Raw genomic sequence first — 18,775 nt, 5'->3', positions numbered from 1 at the left:
CTATTGAACTTATCTAACTATATAACTAAAGGACGGATTACTCATGAAGAAGTTACTTATGGTCTTCGCAGCAGTTCTTGTCTTATCTGGTTGCTCTCTTTTTGCAGACTACTACAATGCTGGAGTATTGGCAGATGAGATGAACAAAGCAGTACTCGCTCTGAACAAAAATAGCGAAGCAAGCGACAAAATCGATACACTCTATGGCGAAATCAACACTCTGTCTGAATCGATGAATGAACCAAATCAACAAGTTTTGGATCAAATCAATACAAAACTAACAGAAATCAGAAAAATTTCAACCGATTACAAAGCGGAATTAGAAAGAGTAAGCAAACAAGTCCCTGACTTTCAAGCAAAATCAGCTAAATTAGAAGATCCTGAAATTAAACAATTAGCGGAAACCTTCTTGGCTGATTTCAAAACTTCCATTGATGCAGAGCTAAACTTTGCAGCTGGTTATGAAAAAATGATTACCACCGATGAAACTGCTTTCAAAGCAATTGCAGAAGGGAAAGAACCTCCTTCTGATGCTGTGTATGATCAATTGAACACCGAGTTAACTACCTTAAACGATAAGTTAAAACAAACAATTGACCAGTTCAACAAATCTTGGGATGAGTTCTCCAGAAAAGCAACTGGTACCGGTGTAGAATAAGAAAACACCTGAGAAAACATAAGATAAACTAGGCTGTGTAGCATAGACAAATATGCTACACAGCCTTTTTGTTGATTTTCATAACAAAAAAGCCGACATGTTTTTGTCGACTTTTTCATACTCCCCTATCTTATGGATAGAGACGGTTTAACATCCGTGGGAATGGAATTGTTTCGCGAACGTGTTCCAAACCACAGATCCATGCAACAGTTCTCTCCAATCCGAGACCAAATCCAGAGTGTGGGACAGAACCATACTTACGAAGGTCTAAATACCATCGATAGGCTTCATCGGATAAATCATACTCTTTAAAACGCTCGGCAAGAAGCTCAGGATCATCAATCCGTTGACTTCCTCCAATGATTTCTCCATAACCTTCAGGCGCAATCATGTCGGAACAGAGAACTACTTCTGGACGATTTGGATCTGGTTTCATATAGAACGCCTTGATCCCTGTTGGATAGTTGGTGATAAAGACCGGTTTATCAAAACTCTCCGCAATCTTCGTCTCATGTGGTGCCCCAAAATCTTCGCCCCATTGGAACTCTGGGAATCCTTCACGGTGTAGTAGTTCTACAGCCTCATCATAGGAGATGCGTGGGAAAGGAGCTTGGATTTTCTCTAGTGCTTTCGTATCACGCCCCAGCAACTTTAACTCAGAAGCACAGTTTGCAAGAACCTGTTGAACTGCGTAGGATACCATCTCTTCTTGAACTTTCATGTTCTCCTCTTGATCCACAAATGCCATCTCAGGCTCGATCATCCAAAATTCGATCAAGTGCCGACGAGTTTTGGACTTCTCTGCGCGGAAAGTAGGACCAAAAGAATATACTTTGTTAAATGCCATTGCTGCCGCTTCCATATAGAGTTGACCTGATTGTGTTAGGTAAGCATCCTCATCAAAGTATTTGGTATGAAACAAATTCGTTGTTCCCTCTGCTGAAGAAGGAGTAAGGATTGGTGGATCTACTAAAGTAAAGTTATTTTGATCTAAATACCCTCGAATAGAACGAACAATCTCTGCGCGGATCTTAAGAATAGCATTTTGACGAGATGAACGAATCCATAAATGACGATGATCCATCAGGAAGTCAGTACCATGCTCTTTGTTAGCGATCGGATATTCCTCTGCTAATTGGATTGTCTCAATCTTAGTAACATCCATTTCATAACCAGAAGGAGCACGCTCATCTTCACGTACTGTTCCCCATACATAAAGGGAACTCTCTTGCGTTAGCTTTTGTGCCTCTTCCCAAATAGCTGGATCCACTTGATTTTTCACTAGAACACCTTGGATCGTTCCTGTACCGTCACGCAACTGCAAAAATTGAATTTTCCCACTAGAACGCTTGTTATACATCCAAGCTCCTAATCTTACTTCTTGTCCTACATATTGTGACAAATCACGTATCGTTGCTTGCACTTATGTACCCTCCAATTACTCTCTACAATAAAACAAATTATACACGTGCTAAATTTAACGAGTCAACGAAAGCAGAGGCATCTTCTTGAAAAATGTTCAGAAAAAGTATTTTTTCTTTTGTGCAAGAAACAAAGTATACTAATAAAAGCTCCATTTATATAGGGAGGATTTACGTGAAAAAGCCACTAAAATTATTATGGATCATCATTCCCCTCGTAATATTATTCATCATCATCCCCATTCCGTCTTTGTTTGCCGATCCGGAATCAGAATCAACTGAAGGTAATCAAGATGGGGAAATCCAAGAAACAAAAAAACAAGAAGCACAGATTGCCGTTTTTGGAGACATCATGCTTCATAACCCCCAGCTAACGGCAGGTAAAAAGGGAGATGGATACGACTTTACTTCCTTCTTTACTGATATTAAACCTTATCTGAAATCCGCTGATTTAGCAGTTGGAAACTTTGAATTAACACTTGGTGGTCCTTCCATGAAATACTCTGGCTATCCAATGTTCAATGCTCCAGACGAAATTGTCGATGCCCTGTTAGAAAGCGGAGTTGATGCGGTAAGTACAGCGAATAACCACTCGATGGATACTAGAGAAGCAGGTGTTCGCAGAACGGTAAAAGTGCTACAAGAAAAAAAGCTACCGTTCTTTGGTACAGCAGCAAGCCAACAACAACGTGATACTCCTCTGATTCTGGAGACCAACGGAATGAAAATCGCTTTCTTGGCGTACACCGAACATACCAATGGTCTTCCAGTACCACAAAAATATTTGGTCAATACAATTAAGCTAGACCTCATCAAACAAGATATCGCCAAAGCGAAAGAGATGGGCGCAGAGTTTGTCTCCGTCTCCCTGCATTGGGGTCAAGAATATCAACGTGAACCAAATAAGTTCCAAGAGGAAACAGCCCAGGCAGTACTAGAAGCAGGTGCCGATGTGATCGTAGGGAGTCACCCTCACGTTACGCAACCTATGAAAAAAGTAAATATCAATGGCAAAGAAAAATTAATCATTTACTCTCTTGGAAACTTTGTCTCCAACCAAACGAATGAAGGAGTAGCGGAGCACACCCAAGAAGGAATGGTCGTTTACTTCAATATTGCACGTGATCAAGCCACCAAAGAAGTAAAGCTAAAAGATGTCTCCTTCCTTCCGACGTATGTGCACATTTATCCACAAAATGGCATTAAAAATTACCGCGTTCTTCCACTGACATCGGAGAATCCGACCAAACTACCTAACTATCCAGGTTTAACAAAACAGGTTTGGAAAGAGGCTTACTTAAACACACAACAACAGATGACGGTAGAAGAAGCTTTTCCTACCTTTTCATTGAAGTAAAATCGTTATCGCCTCCTCTTGAGCAAAGAGGAGGCTTTTTCTATTTACACTTATCCTAATTCATTATTTATTTTACAAACTTCCTCTGCAATGTTCTGTACTCTTTCTAAAGTGATACCTATTTGCTGTTCTACAGCTAATGGGTGAGCTGTTGGTTCCAATTCAATATAAGGACTAATTCCTATTTTTCGAGTGTGAACCATCGTCTTTAAATTGATAGTATCAGGATAACAAGGTAAAGAAGTAGCTAACCAACCAAACATCGGCTCCAATCTGTCCTCTCTCCCATTGGTGTTCCATTCTTCCACAATACGAGTAAAGTTCTCTTCACTTAATAACACCCAAACGTCTCAAGAAAAAATTTCTTCTTGACCCTTTATAGGCAACTCAATACAACCTCGAATGAAAAAATTCTTACCATCTAAAACACATAAATCATTGTCCAAATTACACGGTCTTTCATCTCATTCGATTCTTATTGATAAACAATATCTGGCATATCTGTTTCATAACCAAATGACAACCCGTTATGATATGTATCACAACCCGAACATAAATATCCTCTCATTGTGCTTCTCCTATGTTAGTATTTCTGAAAATACATTCATTTCTATAAAAAACAAAGAGAACCTACTAGATAAGTTCTCTTTGTTTTCTTATAATACCTTCTCTATCTCTTTTTCCAAGTCTTGTGGCTTTGTCGTTGGGGCAAAGCGATCCACTACTTTGCCATTACGGTCTACTAAGAATTTGGTGAAATTCCACTTAATCGCATTTCCGAGCATTCCCGAGGCTTCTTTCTTCAAATATTGGTACAAAGGGTGAGCACTGTTTCCATTTACATCAATCTTTGCGAACACAGGAAACTTCACTCCATAATTTATTTGGCAAAATGACTGAATCTCTTCGTCTCTTCCTGGTTCTTGAGCTCCAAATTGGTTACATGGGAAGCCAAGCACTACAAAGCCTTGGTCTTGGTATTTTTCATATAGTTCTTGCAATCCTTGATACTGTGGGGTAAAACCACACTTACTTGCCGTGTTCACAATAAGTAACACTTTTCCTTCAAAATCTTGCAATTCCTTCTTTTCTCCACTTGCAGTCTCCACCGTGAAATCATAAATCGACATCTCGTTCACCTAACCTACTTATATATTATTGTATCAGCTTCGCATTCTATCTTTTATACCCTCACATAGCTCCAGATAATCTTGTTCTCCTCTCATTCAATGATACAATAGGGAAAACATACTTTTCATCACATTCTCAAAATCATATTCAGGAGCTGATCCTTTGAAATTTCTACGTATGAAAGAGCCCGTCAATACTTGGACTCACTTTATCACCTTTTTAGCTGGTATCGTGGGCCTAGTTTCTCTCATCATGCTGTCTTGGGAAAGTACCAGTAAGCTAACTACCATGACCATCTATGGTGTTAGTCTCATTTTCCTTTATGGGGCTAGTTCCCTCTATCACTGGGTGAGAACAACTCCAGAAAAAGAACTGATCCTAAAAAAAATCGATCATATGGCCATCTATGTCTTTATCGCTGGTTGTTATACTCCTGTATTCTACTATTGTCTAGAAGGGGCTTGGAGATGGGCGATGCTCACATCCGTCTGGACAATTGCGCTCGTTGGAGTAATCATGAAAATCTGGTTTATCAATGTTCCACGAAGTGTCTCCACCCTCTTTTATATCACGTTAGGTTGGGTAGCAGTTGTGCCATTTGGTAAGCTGATCGATGCACTCCCTATGGAGGCAATCATCCTCCTCATCTCAGGTGGTGTCGCCTATACGATCGGGGGAATTATTTACTCAACTAAAATCTTTGACTTTTTCCCTAATAAGTTCGGATTCCATGAAATCTTCCACCTCTTTGTAATGGCTGGTTCGATCGTTCACTTCTTTATGATGGTTTTCTTTATTATTCCTTTGTAAGCACGAAAAGCTACTCGGTGATCGAGTAGCTTTTTTATGTAAAAACACAAGCCTATCGTAGTACACACTTTAAAACACGCTCCGCACCAATCCGCCGTCGATTCGTAAAGCAGATCCATTGATCGCTGCGGAAAGAGGACTGCTTATAAAGGTCACGAGATGGGCGATCTCCTCTGGACGAATAAGCCTTTGGATAATAGAGGTGGGACGATTCTCTCTCATAAACCGCTTCTCTGCTTCTTTTATCGGCAATTGTTCATTTGGATAGAGAGTTTTTAACATCGTTTCTACTCCTTCTGTTAAGGTGGAGCCAGGCATAACAGTATTGACGGTCACATTGGTTCCTTTCGTCAGCTCAGCTAAACTTCGAGAAAGGGAGAGCTGCATTGTCTTAGTAGCGCTATAATGAGCCATTTCGAGTGATGGCATAATGGCTGCTTCACTGGCAATAAAAATAACTCTTCCTTCTTTTTTTCGAATCATTTCTTTCAGGTATTGTCGTGTCAGCCTAACGCTACTCATGATATTCACTTCAAATATTTTAAACCAATCTTCATCTGGGATATCAAAGTATTCTACAGGCTCAAAAATTCCAAGGTTATTAATCAAAATATCTACGCCTGGATACTCTTTCAGCACCTTTTGACAACCTTGTTCCGTACCTAGATCTGCCTCTGCGTAGTAAAGAACAGCATTTGAAAATTGTTCTCGTATTTCAGATATCGTTTGCTCTATTTTTTCTTGACTTCGCCCATTGATCACTACTTCGGCACCTTCTGCAACTAAAGATGTGGCAATTGCTTTTCCTATACCCGATGTGGAACCCGTGACGAACACTTTTTTCCCTTTTAAGTTTAGATTCATGTTCATTCCTCCCTTTATGTAGGAATAACTCCTCTTTTTCAAGAGGAGTTATCTAATTCTAGCTTGTTGCATTAATCCAAGTTAAGCGTAGGCGCGCCGCCGGTTTTCCCGCTTCCGATCTGCTCCGACTCCCTACCGCTCATAGTCGCATCTCAAAAGGGGAAAACCTCTGGCTTTGGTTTAGTTATGCAACAAGCTCTAATTCATTAAAAATCAAAATTATCAGGGTCTGGACCCACTCGAAGATCTTGGTTCAATTCATTTATGTGTTTCATTTCTTCTGGTGTTAATTCAAAATCAAAAATCGAGGAATTTTCCACAATCCGATGTTCTTTTGTCGATTTCGGAATTGTTACGACACCATTTTGGATGTCCCAACGCAAAATAACTTGTGCGACCGATTTGCCATATTGAGCGGCAATCTTTTTCAGTAGCTCGTTATCTAGCAATTGTCCTTGCATAAGCGGAGACCAAGCTTCCATCTGAATTCCATGCTCTTGACAATATGAATGAAGTTTCTTTTGAGTCAAACGAGGATGATATTCTACTTGGTTTACCATTGGTTTGATTTCTGCATCTTTCATCAAATCTTCTAAATGATGGATTTGAAAATTACTTACCCCAATCGCTTTTACCCGTCCATCTTTATAAAGAGTCTCTAAAGCTCTCCAAGCATCTTTATATTTCCCCTCTACAGGCCAATGAATAAGATAGAGATCCAGATAATCTAATCCAAGTCTCTTTAGACTTGCTTCATAGGCTGCAATAGCAGACTCATATCCCAAATCCGCATTCCAAACTTTCGATGTCACAAAGAGCTTTTCCCGAGAGATGCCAGCTTCCTCTAAGCCTAGACGGATCCCTTGGCCGACTCCCTCTTCATTTTCATAAATTGCAGCTGTATCCACACTGCGATAGCCATGTATAATAGCTTGTTTTACAGCATTCACCAGTTCAGGACCTTCTTCTACTTTAAATACTCCAATACCAAACCAAGGCATTTTCACACCGTTATGCAAAGTCGTTGTATCTTGTAAATTTTTCGCTATCATCAATAAACCTCCTATTTATAATCTAATGAATCCATTCCAACTCTACAATCCTCCTTAAGAGAATCCTTTCACCTCCCTTCAAACCTATTTATTGAGCTATTGCTCGTTAGAAGGGATAAGACGAGTCGAAATCCGGAACCATTTGTTAGGGTAGTCTCTTTTTATCAAAATATCCCTTTTTTGAAATTTCTATTATTATTTCAGAAGCAGAGTTTACACCATATTTTGTTGATCTTTTCGCTCTAAGATTCGACTCCAGCCAGTCAAAATTGCGGCTCCTAGAACCATTATGGCTCCGATCCATGCTGTATGAATGAGCCCAATGGAGTCAGTAATGATACCACCTAAATAGGAACCAATAGCAATTCCCGCATTAAATGCTGCAATATTGATAGCAGACGCTACATCCACTGCTTTTGGAACAAAACGTTCCGCCAACATCACTACATATACTTGCAATCCCGCTACGTTCATAAATGCAAACAATCCCATCAATATGATCGTAATAAGTCCTGCTACCGTAAATGGAGCAGTAAACGTTAAGATAAATAGCACAATCGCTTGTATGATAAACATATAAAATAGTGCTTTAATCGGATTGTTGTTTGCCACTTTTCCACCAATTACGTTACCGATTGCAATGGCAATACCATAGACAAGTAAAATAGTCGCAACCGTTCCTTCTTTCAATCCTGTTATATCTTGTAACAACGGAGATAAATACGTAAATACAACGAACGTACCTCCATAACCCAAAGCAGTAATGATAAACAAAAGTAATAATCGCCCATTGGTTATAAGTTTGAATTGATCATGGAATGTTGTACGAGTTCCTTTTGGCAAGTTAGCCGGAATAAGAATGCTATTGGCTATAAACGCAATAATTCCAACTACCACAATGGCGATAAAAGAAGATCTCCAGCCCAAATATTGTCCTAAGAACGTACCAAAAGGAACACCTGTAATAGTTGCCACGGTAAGTCCGGTAAACATAATGGAAATAGCACTTGCTCTGCGATTTTCCGCTACCAAATTAGCTGCAATGGTAGAACCGATAGACATAAATACACCATGTGAAAACGAAGAAACAACACGAGCAACTAGTAAAACTCCGATACTAGAAGCACTAGCTGCAATACTGTTGCCAACAATAAAAATAATCATAATCCAAAGTAGTAACGATTTACGTGACATACTAGATGTCAGAGAAGTTAGGATCGGTGCTCCGAATGTAACACCCAAAGCATACAGAGAAACAGTTAATCCAGCCGTGGTAACAGATATTTGTAAATCTTGAGCTATCAAAGGTAATAATCCAACACTGATAAATTCGGTTGTTCCAATGGCAAAAGCACTCACCGCTAATGCCAGCAGTGCCCATGTACTTCGTTTTTTATCTAAAGGCATTTTTTCTCCTCCTAATATTGTCTAGTTGTATGCTTTTAGCACTGAAAGCAGGATAAATAAAAGAGTATGGTGGATCTCAGCCGGCAAATGCTATTATGAGATATAGGAGTCAAATAGGGAAGAACGAACTTTGAAGTGCCATAGATACTAAAAAGTGATATAGATACTTTTAGGTTCCTATAGATTGGGAGGAAGAATATGCTGAAAAAGAAATACAATATCGCCGTTGAAGCGACACTCGAAGTAATCGGAGGAAAATGGAAATGTGTGATTCTCTGCCACCTAACACATGGTAAAAAACGTACCAGTGAATTGAAACGTCTCATGCCAAACATAACTCAAAAGATGCTAACCCAACAATTACGGGAGCTTGAAGAAGATGGTGTCATTAACCGCATTGTCTATAATCAAATTCCTCCTAAAGTGGAATATGAACTTAGTGAATATGGACGAAGTTTACAAAGCATTTTAGACTCTCTATGCGCTTGGGGAGAAAAACATATAACGAAAGTATACGGGGATAAATTTGCTGTATTAGAAGAAAGCATTTTGAATGATAAACTAAAATAATAATGGAAGATTACCCTTTCCTATTGATTTAAAAAGGCCTAAATTCCAATAAACGGAATTTAGGCTTTACGATTATGTGAACCTGTACTCAAAATGTTGTTATTGATCAGTCCCTTTGTTTATTTATGAGGGTACTAAATTCCAGATACCAGATGGATTAAAGCAAACATCTCCTGAGTCATAACGAAAATCCTGTAACTTCTCCAATTGATACACAGGTTCATCTGGATCTAGAGAGAATGTTTCGCCATGATGAAAGGTAGGTTTCTCTAGTATCTGATATAGATTGAAATTATGTAGCAAGTTAGTAAATTCCTCCAGTTGTAAATGTGCAGGTACCATCACATCCGGCAAACCAAACGCATGCATTCCAATGGAGTAAATATGTTCAGAGTCCCCTATAAAATTAACAAAATGCAGATAGATCGCCGCATCCTCTTTAGTGCGTGTCAGCTCGTACCATTCTTCTTTTGTATAAGCTAATCCAGGCGCTTCAATCTTCACTGCGATTCCTCCAGCTCGAAGCAAGCCCGCCGTAACATCGAGTAGGTCCTTCGTACTTTCAACCCCATTTGATTTCGCTATTAGATATACCGTGCAAGTATGCTGATCAATCTCTTCCAACAAGTACGGAGGCAAATTCCCTCTTCCTGCAATAGAAAATGCTCTGGAGAGATTCGGATCATGTTCATACACTTCTACTTCGAACATGACCTGTTTTTCTATATGAGAAATGAGTTTCCCTGCCATCAGATAACCTTCACTTTGCAGGGCAATTTGTTGGATTAACTCGGTTCGGGATTCCCATTTTCCAGGAACTCCTATTATGATATTGGATTCTACCACGCTATGAACACAACCCCTTATGGTATTAGGTCAAGAAAGTAGACAGAAAAAAACGAGTCTTGTTATGCAGCAGAGCTGCATTTCTTGAAGTACATACGTTCGTAATCAATGGGTGAGAGATACCCAATGGATGAGTGAATTCTTTTACGGTTGTAGAAAAATTCAATGTATTCAAATATATATTGTTTCGCTTGTTTTCTAGACAGGAAGCGGGAAATATACACCAATTCTTTCTTCAATATACTGTGAAAGGATTCAATGCACGCATTGTCATAGCAGTTTCCTTTACGACTCATACTTCCTTCCAATCCATACTGTTTCAGTCTTTTTTGGTATTCATGCGAAGCATATTGACTTCCACGATCAGAATGATGAAGTACTGAGTTTTTTGACTTCTGTTGTTTGTACGCACGATCTAAAGCAGTCAAAACAAGCTCTTTAGTCATTCGGTTGTCAGCATGCCAGCCAATAATTTTACGAGAGTAGAGATCCATCACACTTGCAACATACACCCAGCCTTCCTGAGTAGAAACATAGGTAATATCTGCTCNTAAATCCTTTGCAGTTTGAGCAACAGGTTTCCCCTGCTCCAATACTAGCTGAACTGTTTGGGTTTTAAACTCCTTGTCATACTTTGACATCACGATCACCTCGAATGATTTGGTTTTATTTTGTCATTCTCAGCTCGTCTTGTCTACTTTTTAGTCTATCATCACTTATTAGAAAGGCTCTGTTAAATTTTGATGTTGATGACTGCGTAAAAATTATAGGAAACTCTATTTATTAGAGTTTCCTCCATTCTTGTTTAACTAACATCACCGTCAGCTTAATTAGAACTATTTTTAAGTTGCTCATTAAACACACTAATTGAGTGAAAGTTCTCTTTTAATAGGTTATGAATTATTTGCTTTACTACTTTTGGTTCTCGCAAGTCTTCATTTTCAAATGTTACAAGGTCATTTATTTTTATCCATTTACTGTCTGTAATTTCATCTTCTTGGAGATTTAAAAAACCTCCAGTAACTTCACCAATAAAATGAAATAAAATAACTTGATTGTTCGTACTACTGATAAAATTATATACGCCAGTAGTGCCAATCAAATTTACATCCAATCCAGTTTCCTCTTTAACTTCCCTTCGAGCTGAATAAAGAATGTCTTCACCATATTCGATATGTCCACTCGGAAAGTTCCACTTATCAACAGCAGTAGGTTTATTCTCTCTAATAATCAAGACTTTATCACCACTAAAGATTGAGACACTTGCTACTAAAACAATTCCATTTTGCGACATCCATTTCTCCTCAATTCTCTTCGTTACATTTATCTCTATCATATTTGAATAGCTTCTTTCATAAACACCTACACATTGAATTTTGAAAGTCGTAAACTGTCATATGTGTCAGTCATTTCATATACAAATGATGTTAATAGAAATTCTTTTATATGCTGTTTAGTGCTTTCATTACTACGACTATCAACAAATAAAAAACAAGCAAATAATTATCAAGGTATTTGGTAGCTACACCTTTGAAGTGGTCTATCCATTGTTTCAAACGAGAATGGAGACCGTTGACATTTTGAATGTGATACAAGCCCTTGATAACGTGTTTACCATCGTCTGATTTAATCCGATAATGTTCTAATCCTTTTTCTTTCGCATAGGTTTTGTAGGCTCTCCAAGCATCAGTGACAAGCACATTGTCAGAGGATAGTTTAGACCCAATGATTTTTGCAACTTTGGGTTTTACTATACGCCCCATACAAGAAACTTTGGAAACAGTAGCTTTGGTAGGGTCTCTTGCGACAAGAACACACACTTGCTCTTGGCTAATACCCCTGTGTTTGGATTTTCCTCCACGCTTTCGAGGTTTCCGTTCCGTAATTCCACGTTGACCTTTTTGAGAGTATAGGAAATATGTTTCGTCAACCTCAACGATACCTTCAAAATGGGCAAAATCCATTTGTTTTAAGGCGTGGTGTAATTCTAGCAAAACCGTCCAATGCTCCTTCCCGAAAATGATGATGTCCGCATTCCATACAAGTTTCTTGTTTACCTAGATCCATTCAATTCCCTCCTTTCCGTCTCTACAATAACTAAATAAATACTTTTCACATTTCCTATATCATGTAAAAAAAATCCCCATCTTATTAGGATGGGGCAATACTGGGGGTTTGGAGTTAAAAGGTAGAGCAATCGTTCTTAGTACAAGGAAATGTACTGGTCGCGCTCCCATGGATGAACCGCTGTACGGAACATATCCCATTCAATGCTCTTCGCTTGTACAAAGTGGTTCAGAGCATGTTCACCAAGTGCTTCACAGATTACAACATCGGATTGCAGAACTTCCAACGCTTCCGTCAGGCTACCAGGAAGGCTATCGATACCAGCATCGCGGCGTTCTGCTTCATCCATCACATAGATGTTGCGATCCGTTTGTGGTGGTAGAGCCAATTTGTTCTTGATTCCATCCAGACCTGCTTTGAGCATTACTGCGAGTGCAAGGTATGGGTTAGCAGCAGGGTCCGGGCTACGAACTTCTACACGAGTTCCCAATCCACGTGAAGCTGGAATCCGTACTAATGGGCTACGGTTTTTCGCAGACCATGCCACATAGCAAGGAGCTTCATAGCCAGGAACCAAACGTTTGTAAGAGTTCACTAGTGGGTTGGTGATCGCAGTGAACGCACGTGCATGTGCCAAAATCCCTGCAAGGAAGTGGCGACCTGTTTCACTTAAACCTAGCTCATCGCTTTCATCATAGAAAGCATTTTCATCCCCTTTGAAGAGGGATTGATGACAGTGCATACCAGAACCATTTACACCAAATAGTGGTTTTGGCATGAAGGTAGCATGCAAGCCATATTTGCGAGCAATATTTTTCACTACTAATTTAAAGCTTTGGATACTATCTGCAGTAGTTACTGCATTAGCGTATTTAAAATCAATCTCATGTTGTCCAGGAGCTACTTCATGGTGAGAAGCTTCAATCTCAAAACCCATTTTTTCTAGGGTGAGAACGATTTCTCGACGGCAGTTCTCTCCAAGATCTAGAGGTGCAAGGTCAAAGTAACCACCTTGGTCATTTAGTTCCATGGTAGGTTGACCTTTTTCATCGGTTTTGAAGAGGAAGAACTCTGGCTCTGGACCAACATTAAAGCTGGTATAACCCATTTCTTCTGCTTCTTTCAAAACCTTTTTCAAGATACCACGAGGATCCCCAGCAAAAGGAGTACCATCTGGCATATAAATATCACAAGTGATACCTGCGATCTTACCTTCTCCTTCGCTTGTCCATGGATATACGATGAAAGTATCTAGATCTGGGTAGAGATACATGTCCGATTCTTCGATGCGTACAAAACCTTCAATAGAAGAACCATCAAACATCATTTTATTATCTAGTGCTTTTGCTAATTGACTACGAGGAATTTCTACGTTTTTAATGGTACCTAATAAGTCCGTAAATTGAAGACGGATGTAAGATACGTTTTGTTGTTCGACGATTTCAAAGATCTGTTCTTTGGTGTACTTTGCCATTCGGAAATCGATCTCCCTTCCCTAATTAGTGACGAAAAAAGCGGCTAAGTTCTCCGAGTGTTAGATGCGTACTACCAGGTTGATGTATATTGATCAGGTCCTGACGCACCTTTTTCAGGAGATCTTGTTGAGTTAGCTCTGGCTTCTGCTTCATCGCTTCGATCCGAGCCTCTTCCACTTCCCTCTTCACTTCCGATAAGTTTTGAGAGTGCTCCAACATCTCCTTCACACCCGCAATATTGAGTCCTTTTTCCATTAAGGACTTAATAACCAATAAACGGTCTACATCGCGGAAAGAAAACAGACGTTGTTTGCCATCGGTTCGCTCCGGTTGAATGAGTTCGTGTTGTTCGTAATAACGAATCTGACGTGGTGTCAATTCTGTTAGTTTGGTCACGATCCCCATCGGGAACAAAGGCATATTTCGCCGGATGTCATCATTGTTCATCCTGACGCCCTCCTCTTATAAGAGGTGTCTCTCAAGCACACTCTTATCTTAATTCATGTAAGCTATCCAGTCAATACATGTAAGGAAAATTAACATACAAAAAATCCGAACTTTTTTCTCTTTTTATTATACATTGTTCTGGAAATAATATTGGATAGGCACAATTTTCACTTTTTATTGAGGAAAAAGCCACTCCCTAACGGAATGGCGCAGTTCCCTTTTGCTATTGTAACCTAATATTGCTCTAAATATTGTACTCTTTCCCAATCCGTTACTTGTGTACGGAATACATCCCATTCCACTTGTTTTGCAGCAATAAAATGCTCCAAGGCATGTTCACCAAGAACTCCTACAATTACCTCATTTTGTACTAACTCGTTAAGTGCTTCATGGAGATTGGCGGGTAAACTCAAAATTCCATACTCGTTTCTTGTTGATTCATCCATTACATAGATGTTGCTCTCGATTGGTGCTGGCAATGATCTTTTATTCCGGATTCCATCTAACCCGGCTTTTAGCATAACTGCAAGGGCTAGGTATGGATTAGCGGCAGGATCAGGGTTTCGTACCTCAATCCTTGTTCCAAGACCACGAGAGGCTGGCACCCTAACCAACGGGCTACGGTTCTTAGGTGACCAAGCTACATAACATGGGGCTTCGTAGCCAGGAACAAGACGTTTATAGGAATTTACTAATGGGTTTGTAACAGCGGTAAATGATCTGGCATGGTAGAGAATTCCCGCTAAGTAATGCCGTGCTGTTTCGCTCAAACCGAGCGGATCACTCTCGTCATAAAATGCATTTTCCTTTTCTTGAAACAGTGATTGATGACAGTGCATTCCGGACCCGTTTACTCCAAATAAAGGTTTGGGCATAAAAGTAGCATGAAGCCCATACTTTTTTGCCACATTTTTGACCACCACTTTAAAGAGTTGAATATTGTCGGCAGCGGTGATCGCATTGGCATATTGAAAGTCTATCTCATGTTGACCAGGAGCTACTTCATGATGGGAAGCTTCCACCTCAAATCCCATCTCTTCCAAAGTCAATACAATATCGCGACGACAATTCTCACCCAGATCAACCGGAGCCAGATCAAAATATCCTCCCTGATCGTTCAGCTCTAAAGTAGGAGTACCGTTTTCATCTGTCTTAAACAGGAAAAACTCCGGCTCTGGTCCTACATTAAAGCTACTAAAGCCCATTTCTGACGCTTCTTGTAGCACCTTTTTTAATATTCCTCTTGGGTCTCCTGCAAATGGGGTCCCATCTGGGTTATAGACATCACACATCAATGCAGCTACTCGCCCTTCCTCTTTCGTGGTCCATGGATAGATCACCCAAGAGTCTAGGTCAGGATAGAGATACATATCCGATTCTTCGATACGAACAAATCCCTCAATGGAGGAACCGTCAAACATCATTTCATTATGAAGGGCTTTGTTTAACTGGCTTCGAGGTATCTCCACATTTTTGACTGCACCCAATAGATCCGTAAACTGCAACCTTATATAGCGTACATTTTCATCTTCTGCATTACGTAGAATTTCTTCTATCGAAAGATTTCTTGCCATCTTGTTGCCCCCCATCGTAATTTGTTACACCTTACGCATAAATGTTTGTCCTAATGACAGGGCACAGGAAGAAAGTTGACATGAGATTGGACAAGAAATATTTCGAGAATTGTTTTTCTGTTAATGACCAGACTATGTCCAATTTTCCATCCGTTTTGCAAGACTGCCGGTAAATAACTCTAAACAGATCCCATTTGGATCACGGAATTGAGTAGACCAGCCGCCCCCACGAAAGACGGGCTCTCGATCAAACGTAATCCGGTAAGTACGAAGTTTGTTAACCGCTAAATGAAAATCTTCCTCAGAGACAGTGAATGCTACATGATCGAATCCATACTGAGTAGCAGATATTTCTTCGTAACCATGCTTTTCTAGAAGACAGAGCCAAACACTCCCTGCTTCTAGATAACAATCGGTCTTTCCTCGGTGCACTAACTTCATTCCTAGCATTTCGGTATAAAAGGGAATACTAACTTCCAATGAAGCAACCCTTAAAGTTATGTGATTAACAGATTGTATGTTCACCAGTAATTCCTCCTATACTTTACATCGTATTAGCTACTAGGACTCGAGCCAATTCCATATTTTAAGAATGAGTTTTTCATTTCTTACCATAACGTTTCGCTAACTTCTGGGTATGTACTTGTACAATTTCCTCCAAAGACAGACCATATTTACCCGCGAGCAATACTACATTTCCTAACACATCACCTAACTCTTCTAATAACTCTTGCTTCCACTCTGTTTCAGTCCTACTTTCATCAGGACGATCTCTCCCGATCTCTAAAGCACGTACTGCTCTAGCTAACTCCCCTACTTCTTCCATTAAAAAACCAACTCGAATATATGGATCTAACTCTCGCCAACCTCGTTCTTGGTAAATTTCATCCACTTTTCGTTGCAAATCTCGCAATTCCATCGCATAACACTCCTATCTAGTAGAAAATTACTATTTTATAATAGAAAAGAATATTAAAGGAGGCAACCAAGATGAAACGAATCTGTGTCTTTGCTGGATCTAATCCAGGAAACGAGCCAATCTATCGCGAAGTAGCCGAACAATTAGGGAAACACATTGCCCAAATGGATTATGAGCTAGTATATGGGGGTTCTCGTATTGGATTGATGGGAAGCGTTGCAAATGCGGCGCTACAACATAAAGGTACTGTTATTGGAATTATGCCTACTGGATTATTTGCAGGAGAGATGGTACATCCTGACCTGACGAAATTAATGGAAGTAAAAGATATGCATGAACGAAAAGCCCAAATGAGGGAACTTTCAGATGCTTTTATTGCATTGCCTGGCGGATTAGGAACTTTTGAAGAGATTTTAGAGATGGTAAGTTGGGGTCAATTAGGGATCCACCAAAAACCAGTTGGTCTACTTAATATTAATGGCTTTTATGAGCCTTTACTCGCTATGGTAGAACAAGCAATCCAAGCAGGATTTATCCCAGCTAACCAACGTGAGCTACTAGTTATCGATAATGATCCAACCAAATTGATCGAGAAGCTACAACATTATCAACCACCATCGAAAGTGAACAAATGGAGTGAGCTAACAGACTAATCAATAGGAGCCATAAATGAACAAAGTAGAGCAGTATCTAAATCGAATTGGAATAACCCCCCGATTAACAAATCCTAGAGATCTCCTTCAAGAGATTCACTATCGGCATTTTCTAACGGTTCCCTTTGAAAATTTGGATATTGTCCATTTTCAAAAACCTCTATCAATGAACCCGGAGATAGTCTGGGAGAAGGTCGTCCATAATCATCGTGGTGGGCTTTGTTTCGAGACTAACAGCCTCTCCTACTATGTATTAACAGAGTTAGGCTACCAAGTAGATTTCATCTCGGGAGGATTTTGGAATGATGTAGACCAAAAATGGGCGCCCCCTTACTCCCATCTGGCCCTACTTGTCACCTTAGCAGATGAGCTCTATCTTTATGACGTTGGAGTGGGCGGTGGGCCAGTCTATCCATTACAACTAAAAGAAGGATATCTCCAACATGATCCTACTGGCACATATCAGATTACTCAATCAAAACAAGACCCATCCAATTGGTACACCATTGAACAGAAGACGGAAAAGGGCTGGACTAGAAAGTTCGGAGTTTCCACTTTTTCATGTAAGTTAGAGAACTTTCATGATAGTCTGATCCAGATCCAAACAGATCCCAATAGTATATTTCGTCAAAACAAGTTGGTTAGTAAAAACACCGAAGATGGTCGGATCTCCCTAACGAACGACTTTTTGACTGTCACGAAAGATGGGATTAAAATTAAAGAACCTATTTATAATGAAAAAGAGTGGTCAAGAATACTTTGGGAGTATTTCGGAATAAAAGCGTAACAAAATGAATAGATGATCTACAACAAGACATTTTCTATTTGATCTAATACTATTGTTTACAAACAACGACACCCCTCTATGAATGAAGGGTGTCGTTGTTTGTTTTATTAATCTTAGGTATTGCTGGCTTTATATCGAATTACGATTATTAAATGGAACCATATTATTGATCCAGTTGATAAAGTTATTTACAACGAGATCTAAAAACTGGATCGTCGGTTGATGTATCAGATTCCCCATTCCATCCATCTTTTCATGGACAGCTCCGATATAGACTTCATTTCCAGGTAGAAGTGGCGATCCAACCCCTGGACAGAATAGTATGTCTCGTAAATGTTCTTGTGCACGTACTGTTCCTAAAGTTCCCATTGTCGCACCCATAATCAAGATGGTTTCCCAAACATGACTTTTTCTACACGAGATAGCCAGTCAATCGCATTCTTTAAAACACCTGGGATCGAATAATTGTACTCTGGTGTTATCCAAAGAACCGCATCTGCATGAGCAACTTTTCTCTTAAACACCGTAACAACCTCTGGAGGGTTCAATTCTGTATCTTGATCGTAATGCGGAAGATCTCCAACAGTTAAAATCTCGATATCTAAGCAATCTCGATATCTTTTCTGAATATACTTAGCAAGCTTTAGGTTATAGGAGTCTTTGCGAATACTCCCCACGATAGCAACTACTTTCATATACAATACCTCCAAAATATCAAAAATAGTTGATATATCAAC

Annotated in this window: 19 protein-coding genes and 4 pseudogenes; 6 read left to right on the top strand and 17 right to left on the bottom strand. The window is 39.6% G+C overall.

Annotated elements, in window-relative coordinates; all coding sequences use genetic code 11:
- Positions 1–43: 43 nt before the first annotated feature.
- A complete protein-coding gene (locus tag VJ09_RS00610) occupies positions 44–658 on the top strand; it encodes a YkyA family protein (RefSeq protein WP_044639798.1) in 615 nt (204 codons plus the stop codon).
- 130 nt (positions 659–788) lie between these two features.
- Here VJ09_RS00610 and asnS read toward each other — a convergent pair whose 3' ends face one another.
- Positions 789–2,081 carry an asparagine--tRNA ligase gene (gene asnS / locus VJ09_RS00605; protein ID WP_044639797.1) on the bottom strand — a complete coding sequence of 431 codons (1,293 nt, stop codon included), beginning with the start codon at positions 2,079–2,081 and terminating at the stop codon, positions 789–791.
- A 173-nt stretch (positions 2,082–2,254) separates the two neighbouring features.
- Between asnS and VJ09_RS00600 the strand changes: the two genes are divergently transcribed.
- A complete protein-coding gene (locus VJ09_RS00600; protein ID WP_052807144.1) occupies positions 2,255–3,436 on the top strand; it encodes a CapA family protein in 1,182 nt (393 codons plus the stop codon).
- 50 nt (positions 3,437–3,486) lie between these two features.
- Here the strand turns inward: VJ09_RS00600 and VJ09_RS00595 are convergent.
- Positions 3,487–3,882, bottom strand: a pseudogene (locus VJ09_RS00595) (DUF2199 domain-containing protein).
- 210 nt (positions 3,883–4,092) lie between these two features.
- Positions 4,093–4,566 carry a glutathione peroxidase gene (locus VJ09_RS00590; RefSeq protein WP_044639796.1) on the bottom strand — a complete coding sequence of 158 codons (474 nt, stop codon included), beginning with the start codon at positions 4,564–4,566 and terminating at the stop codon, positions 4,093–4,095.
- A 163-nt stretch (positions 4,567–4,729) separates the two neighbouring features.
- Here VJ09_RS00590 and trhA point away from each other — a divergent pair, with 163 nt between their 5' ends.
- On the top strand, positions 4,730–5,377 hold the full coding sequence (gene trhA / locus VJ09_RS00585; RefSeq protein WP_230199065.1) for a PAQR family membrane homeostasis protein TrhA: 648 nt from the start codon (positions 4,730–4,732) through the stop codon (positions 5,375–5,377).
- Between the two features lie 69 nt (positions 5,378–5,446).
- On the opposite strand, the gene VJ09_RS00580 is transcribed toward trhA, so the two are convergent.
- From VJ09_RS00580 to VJ09_RS00570, 3 genes are all read right to left on the bottom strand, one after another.
- Positions 5,447–6,241 (bottom strand): SDR family NAD(P)-dependent oxidoreductase, encoded by a 795-nt coding sequence (locus tag VJ09_RS00580; RefSeq protein ID WP_044639795.1) that lies wholly within the window; start codon positions 6,239–6,241, stop codon positions 5,447–5,449.
- Positions 6,242–6,447: 206 nt separating this feature from the next.
- Positions 6,448–7,290, bottom strand: a complete 843-nt coding sequence (locus tag VJ09_RS00575) for an aldo/keto reductase (RefSeq protein WP_044641475.1) — start codon at positions 7,288–7,290, stop codon at positions 6,448–6,450.
- Between the two features lie 216 nt (positions 7,291–7,506).
- Positions 7,507–8,700 (bottom strand): MFS transporter, encoded by a 1,194-nt coding sequence (locus VJ09_RS00570; RefSeq protein WP_044639794.1) that lies wholly within the window; start codon positions 8,698–8,700, stop codon positions 7,507–7,509.
- 198 nt (positions 8,701–8,898) lie between these two features.
- On the opposite strand from VJ09_RS00570, the gene VJ09_RS00565 reads away from it, so the two are divergent.
- Positions 8,899–9,270, top strand: a complete 372-nt coding sequence (locus VJ09_RS00565) for a winged helix-turn-helix transcriptional regulator (protein ID WP_044639793.1) — start codon at positions 8,899–8,901, stop codon at positions 9,268–9,270.
- Positions 9,271–9,393: 123 nt separating this feature from the next.
- Here the strand turns inward: VJ09_RS00565 and VJ09_RS00560 are convergent, their stop codons facing one another.
- The 10 genes and pseudogenes from VJ09_RS00560 to VJ09_RS00520 form a co-directional block, all read right to left on the bottom strand.
- On the bottom strand, positions 9,394–10,116 hold the full coding sequence (locus VJ09_RS00560) for a DUF4261 domain-containing protein (protein ID WP_044639792.1): 723 nt from the start codon (positions 10,114–10,116) through the stop codon (positions 9,394–9,396).
- 62 nt (positions 10,117–10,178) lie between these two features.
- Positions 10,179–10,664, bottom strand: a pseudogene (locus VJ09_RS00555) (IS3 family transposase); the annotation flags it as partial.
- Positions 10,665–10,942: 278 nt separating this feature from the next.
- Positions 10,943–11,410 carry an NUDIX hydrolase gene (locus VJ09_RS00550; RefSeq protein WP_044639791.1) on the bottom strand — a complete coding sequence of 156 codons (468 nt, stop codon included), beginning with the start codon at positions 11,408–11,410 and terminating at the stop codon, positions 10,943–10,945.
- Between the two features lie 68 nt (positions 11,411–11,478).
- A pseudogene (locus tag VJ09_RS00545) lies at positions 11,479–12,092 on the bottom strand (IS1595 family transposase); the annotation flags it as partial.
- Positions 12,061–12,183 (bottom strand): hypothetical protein, encoded by a 123-nt coding sequence (locus VJ09_RS18920; RefSeq protein WP_267904237.1) that lies wholly within the window; start codon positions 12,181–12,183, stop codon positions 12,061–12,063. The gene VJ09_RS18920 and the pseudogene VJ09_RS00545, both read right to left, overlap by 32 nt.
- 136 nt (positions 12,184–12,319) lie before the next feature.
- A complete protein-coding gene (gene glnA / locus VJ09_RS00540) occupies positions 12,320–13,657 on the bottom strand; it encodes a type I glutamate--ammonia ligase (RefSeq protein ID WP_044639789.1) in 1,338 nt (445 codons plus the stop codon).
- A gap of 25 nt (positions 13,658–13,682) precedes the next feature.
- Entirely contained in the window at positions 13,683–14,105 is a 423-nt protein-coding gene (locus tag VJ09_RS00535; protein ID WP_044639788.1) for a MerR family transcriptional regulator, read from the bottom strand.
- Between the two features lie 233 nt (positions 14,106–14,338).
- Positions 14,339–15,679 carry a type I glutamate--ammonia ligase gene (glnA, locus tag VJ09_RS00530; RefSeq protein WP_044639787.1) on the bottom strand — a complete coding sequence of 447 codons (1,341 nt, stop codon included), beginning with the start codon at positions 15,677–15,679 and terminating at the stop codon, positions 14,339–14,341.
- Positions 15,680–15,811: 132 nt separating this feature from the next.
- A complete protein-coding gene (locus VJ09_RS00525) occupies positions 15,812–16,204 on the bottom strand; it encodes a VOC family protein (RefSeq protein WP_044639786.1) in 393 nt (130 codons plus the stop codon).
- Between the two features lie 76 nt (positions 16,205–16,280).
- Positions 16,281–16,598 carry a MazG nucleotide pyrophosphohydrolase domain-containing protein gene (locus VJ09_RS00520; protein ID WP_044639785.1) on the bottom strand — a complete coding sequence of 106 codons (318 nt, stop codon included), beginning with the start codon at positions 16,596–16,598 and terminating at the stop codon, positions 16,281–16,283.
- A gap of 71 nt (positions 16,599–16,669) precedes the next feature.
- Here VJ09_RS00520 and VJ09_RS00515 point away from each other — a divergent pair, with 71 nt between their 5' ends.
- Positions 16,670–17,251 (top strand): LOG family protein, encoded by a 582-nt coding sequence (locus VJ09_RS00515; RefSeq protein WP_044639784.1) that lies wholly within the window; start codon positions 16,670–16,672, stop codon positions 17,249–17,251.
- Between the two features lie 16 nt (positions 17,252–17,267).
- Entirely contained in the window at positions 17,268–18,038 is a 771-nt protein-coding gene (locus VJ09_RS17375; protein ID WP_052807143.1) for an arylamine N-acetyltransferase family protein, read from the top strand.
- Between the two features lie 129 nt (positions 18,039–18,167).
- On the opposite strand, the pseudogene VJ09_RS00505 reads toward VJ09_RS17375, so the two are convergent.
- Positions 18,168–18,733 (bottom strand): annotated as a pseudogene (locus VJ09_RS00505) (NADPH-dependent FMN reductase).
- Between the last annotated feature and the right edge of the window lie 42 nt (positions 18,734–18,775).

The sequence above is a fragment of the Risungbinella massiliensis genome (genome assembly GCF_000942395.1).
GTDB classification, from domain to species: Bacteria; Bacillota; Bacilli; order Thermoactinomycetales; family Thermoactinomycetaceae; genus Risungbinella; species Risungbinella massiliensis.
The sequence above is the reverse complement of the archived record's forward strand: the minus strand, read 5'-3'. Positions and strand labels throughout refer to the sequence as shown.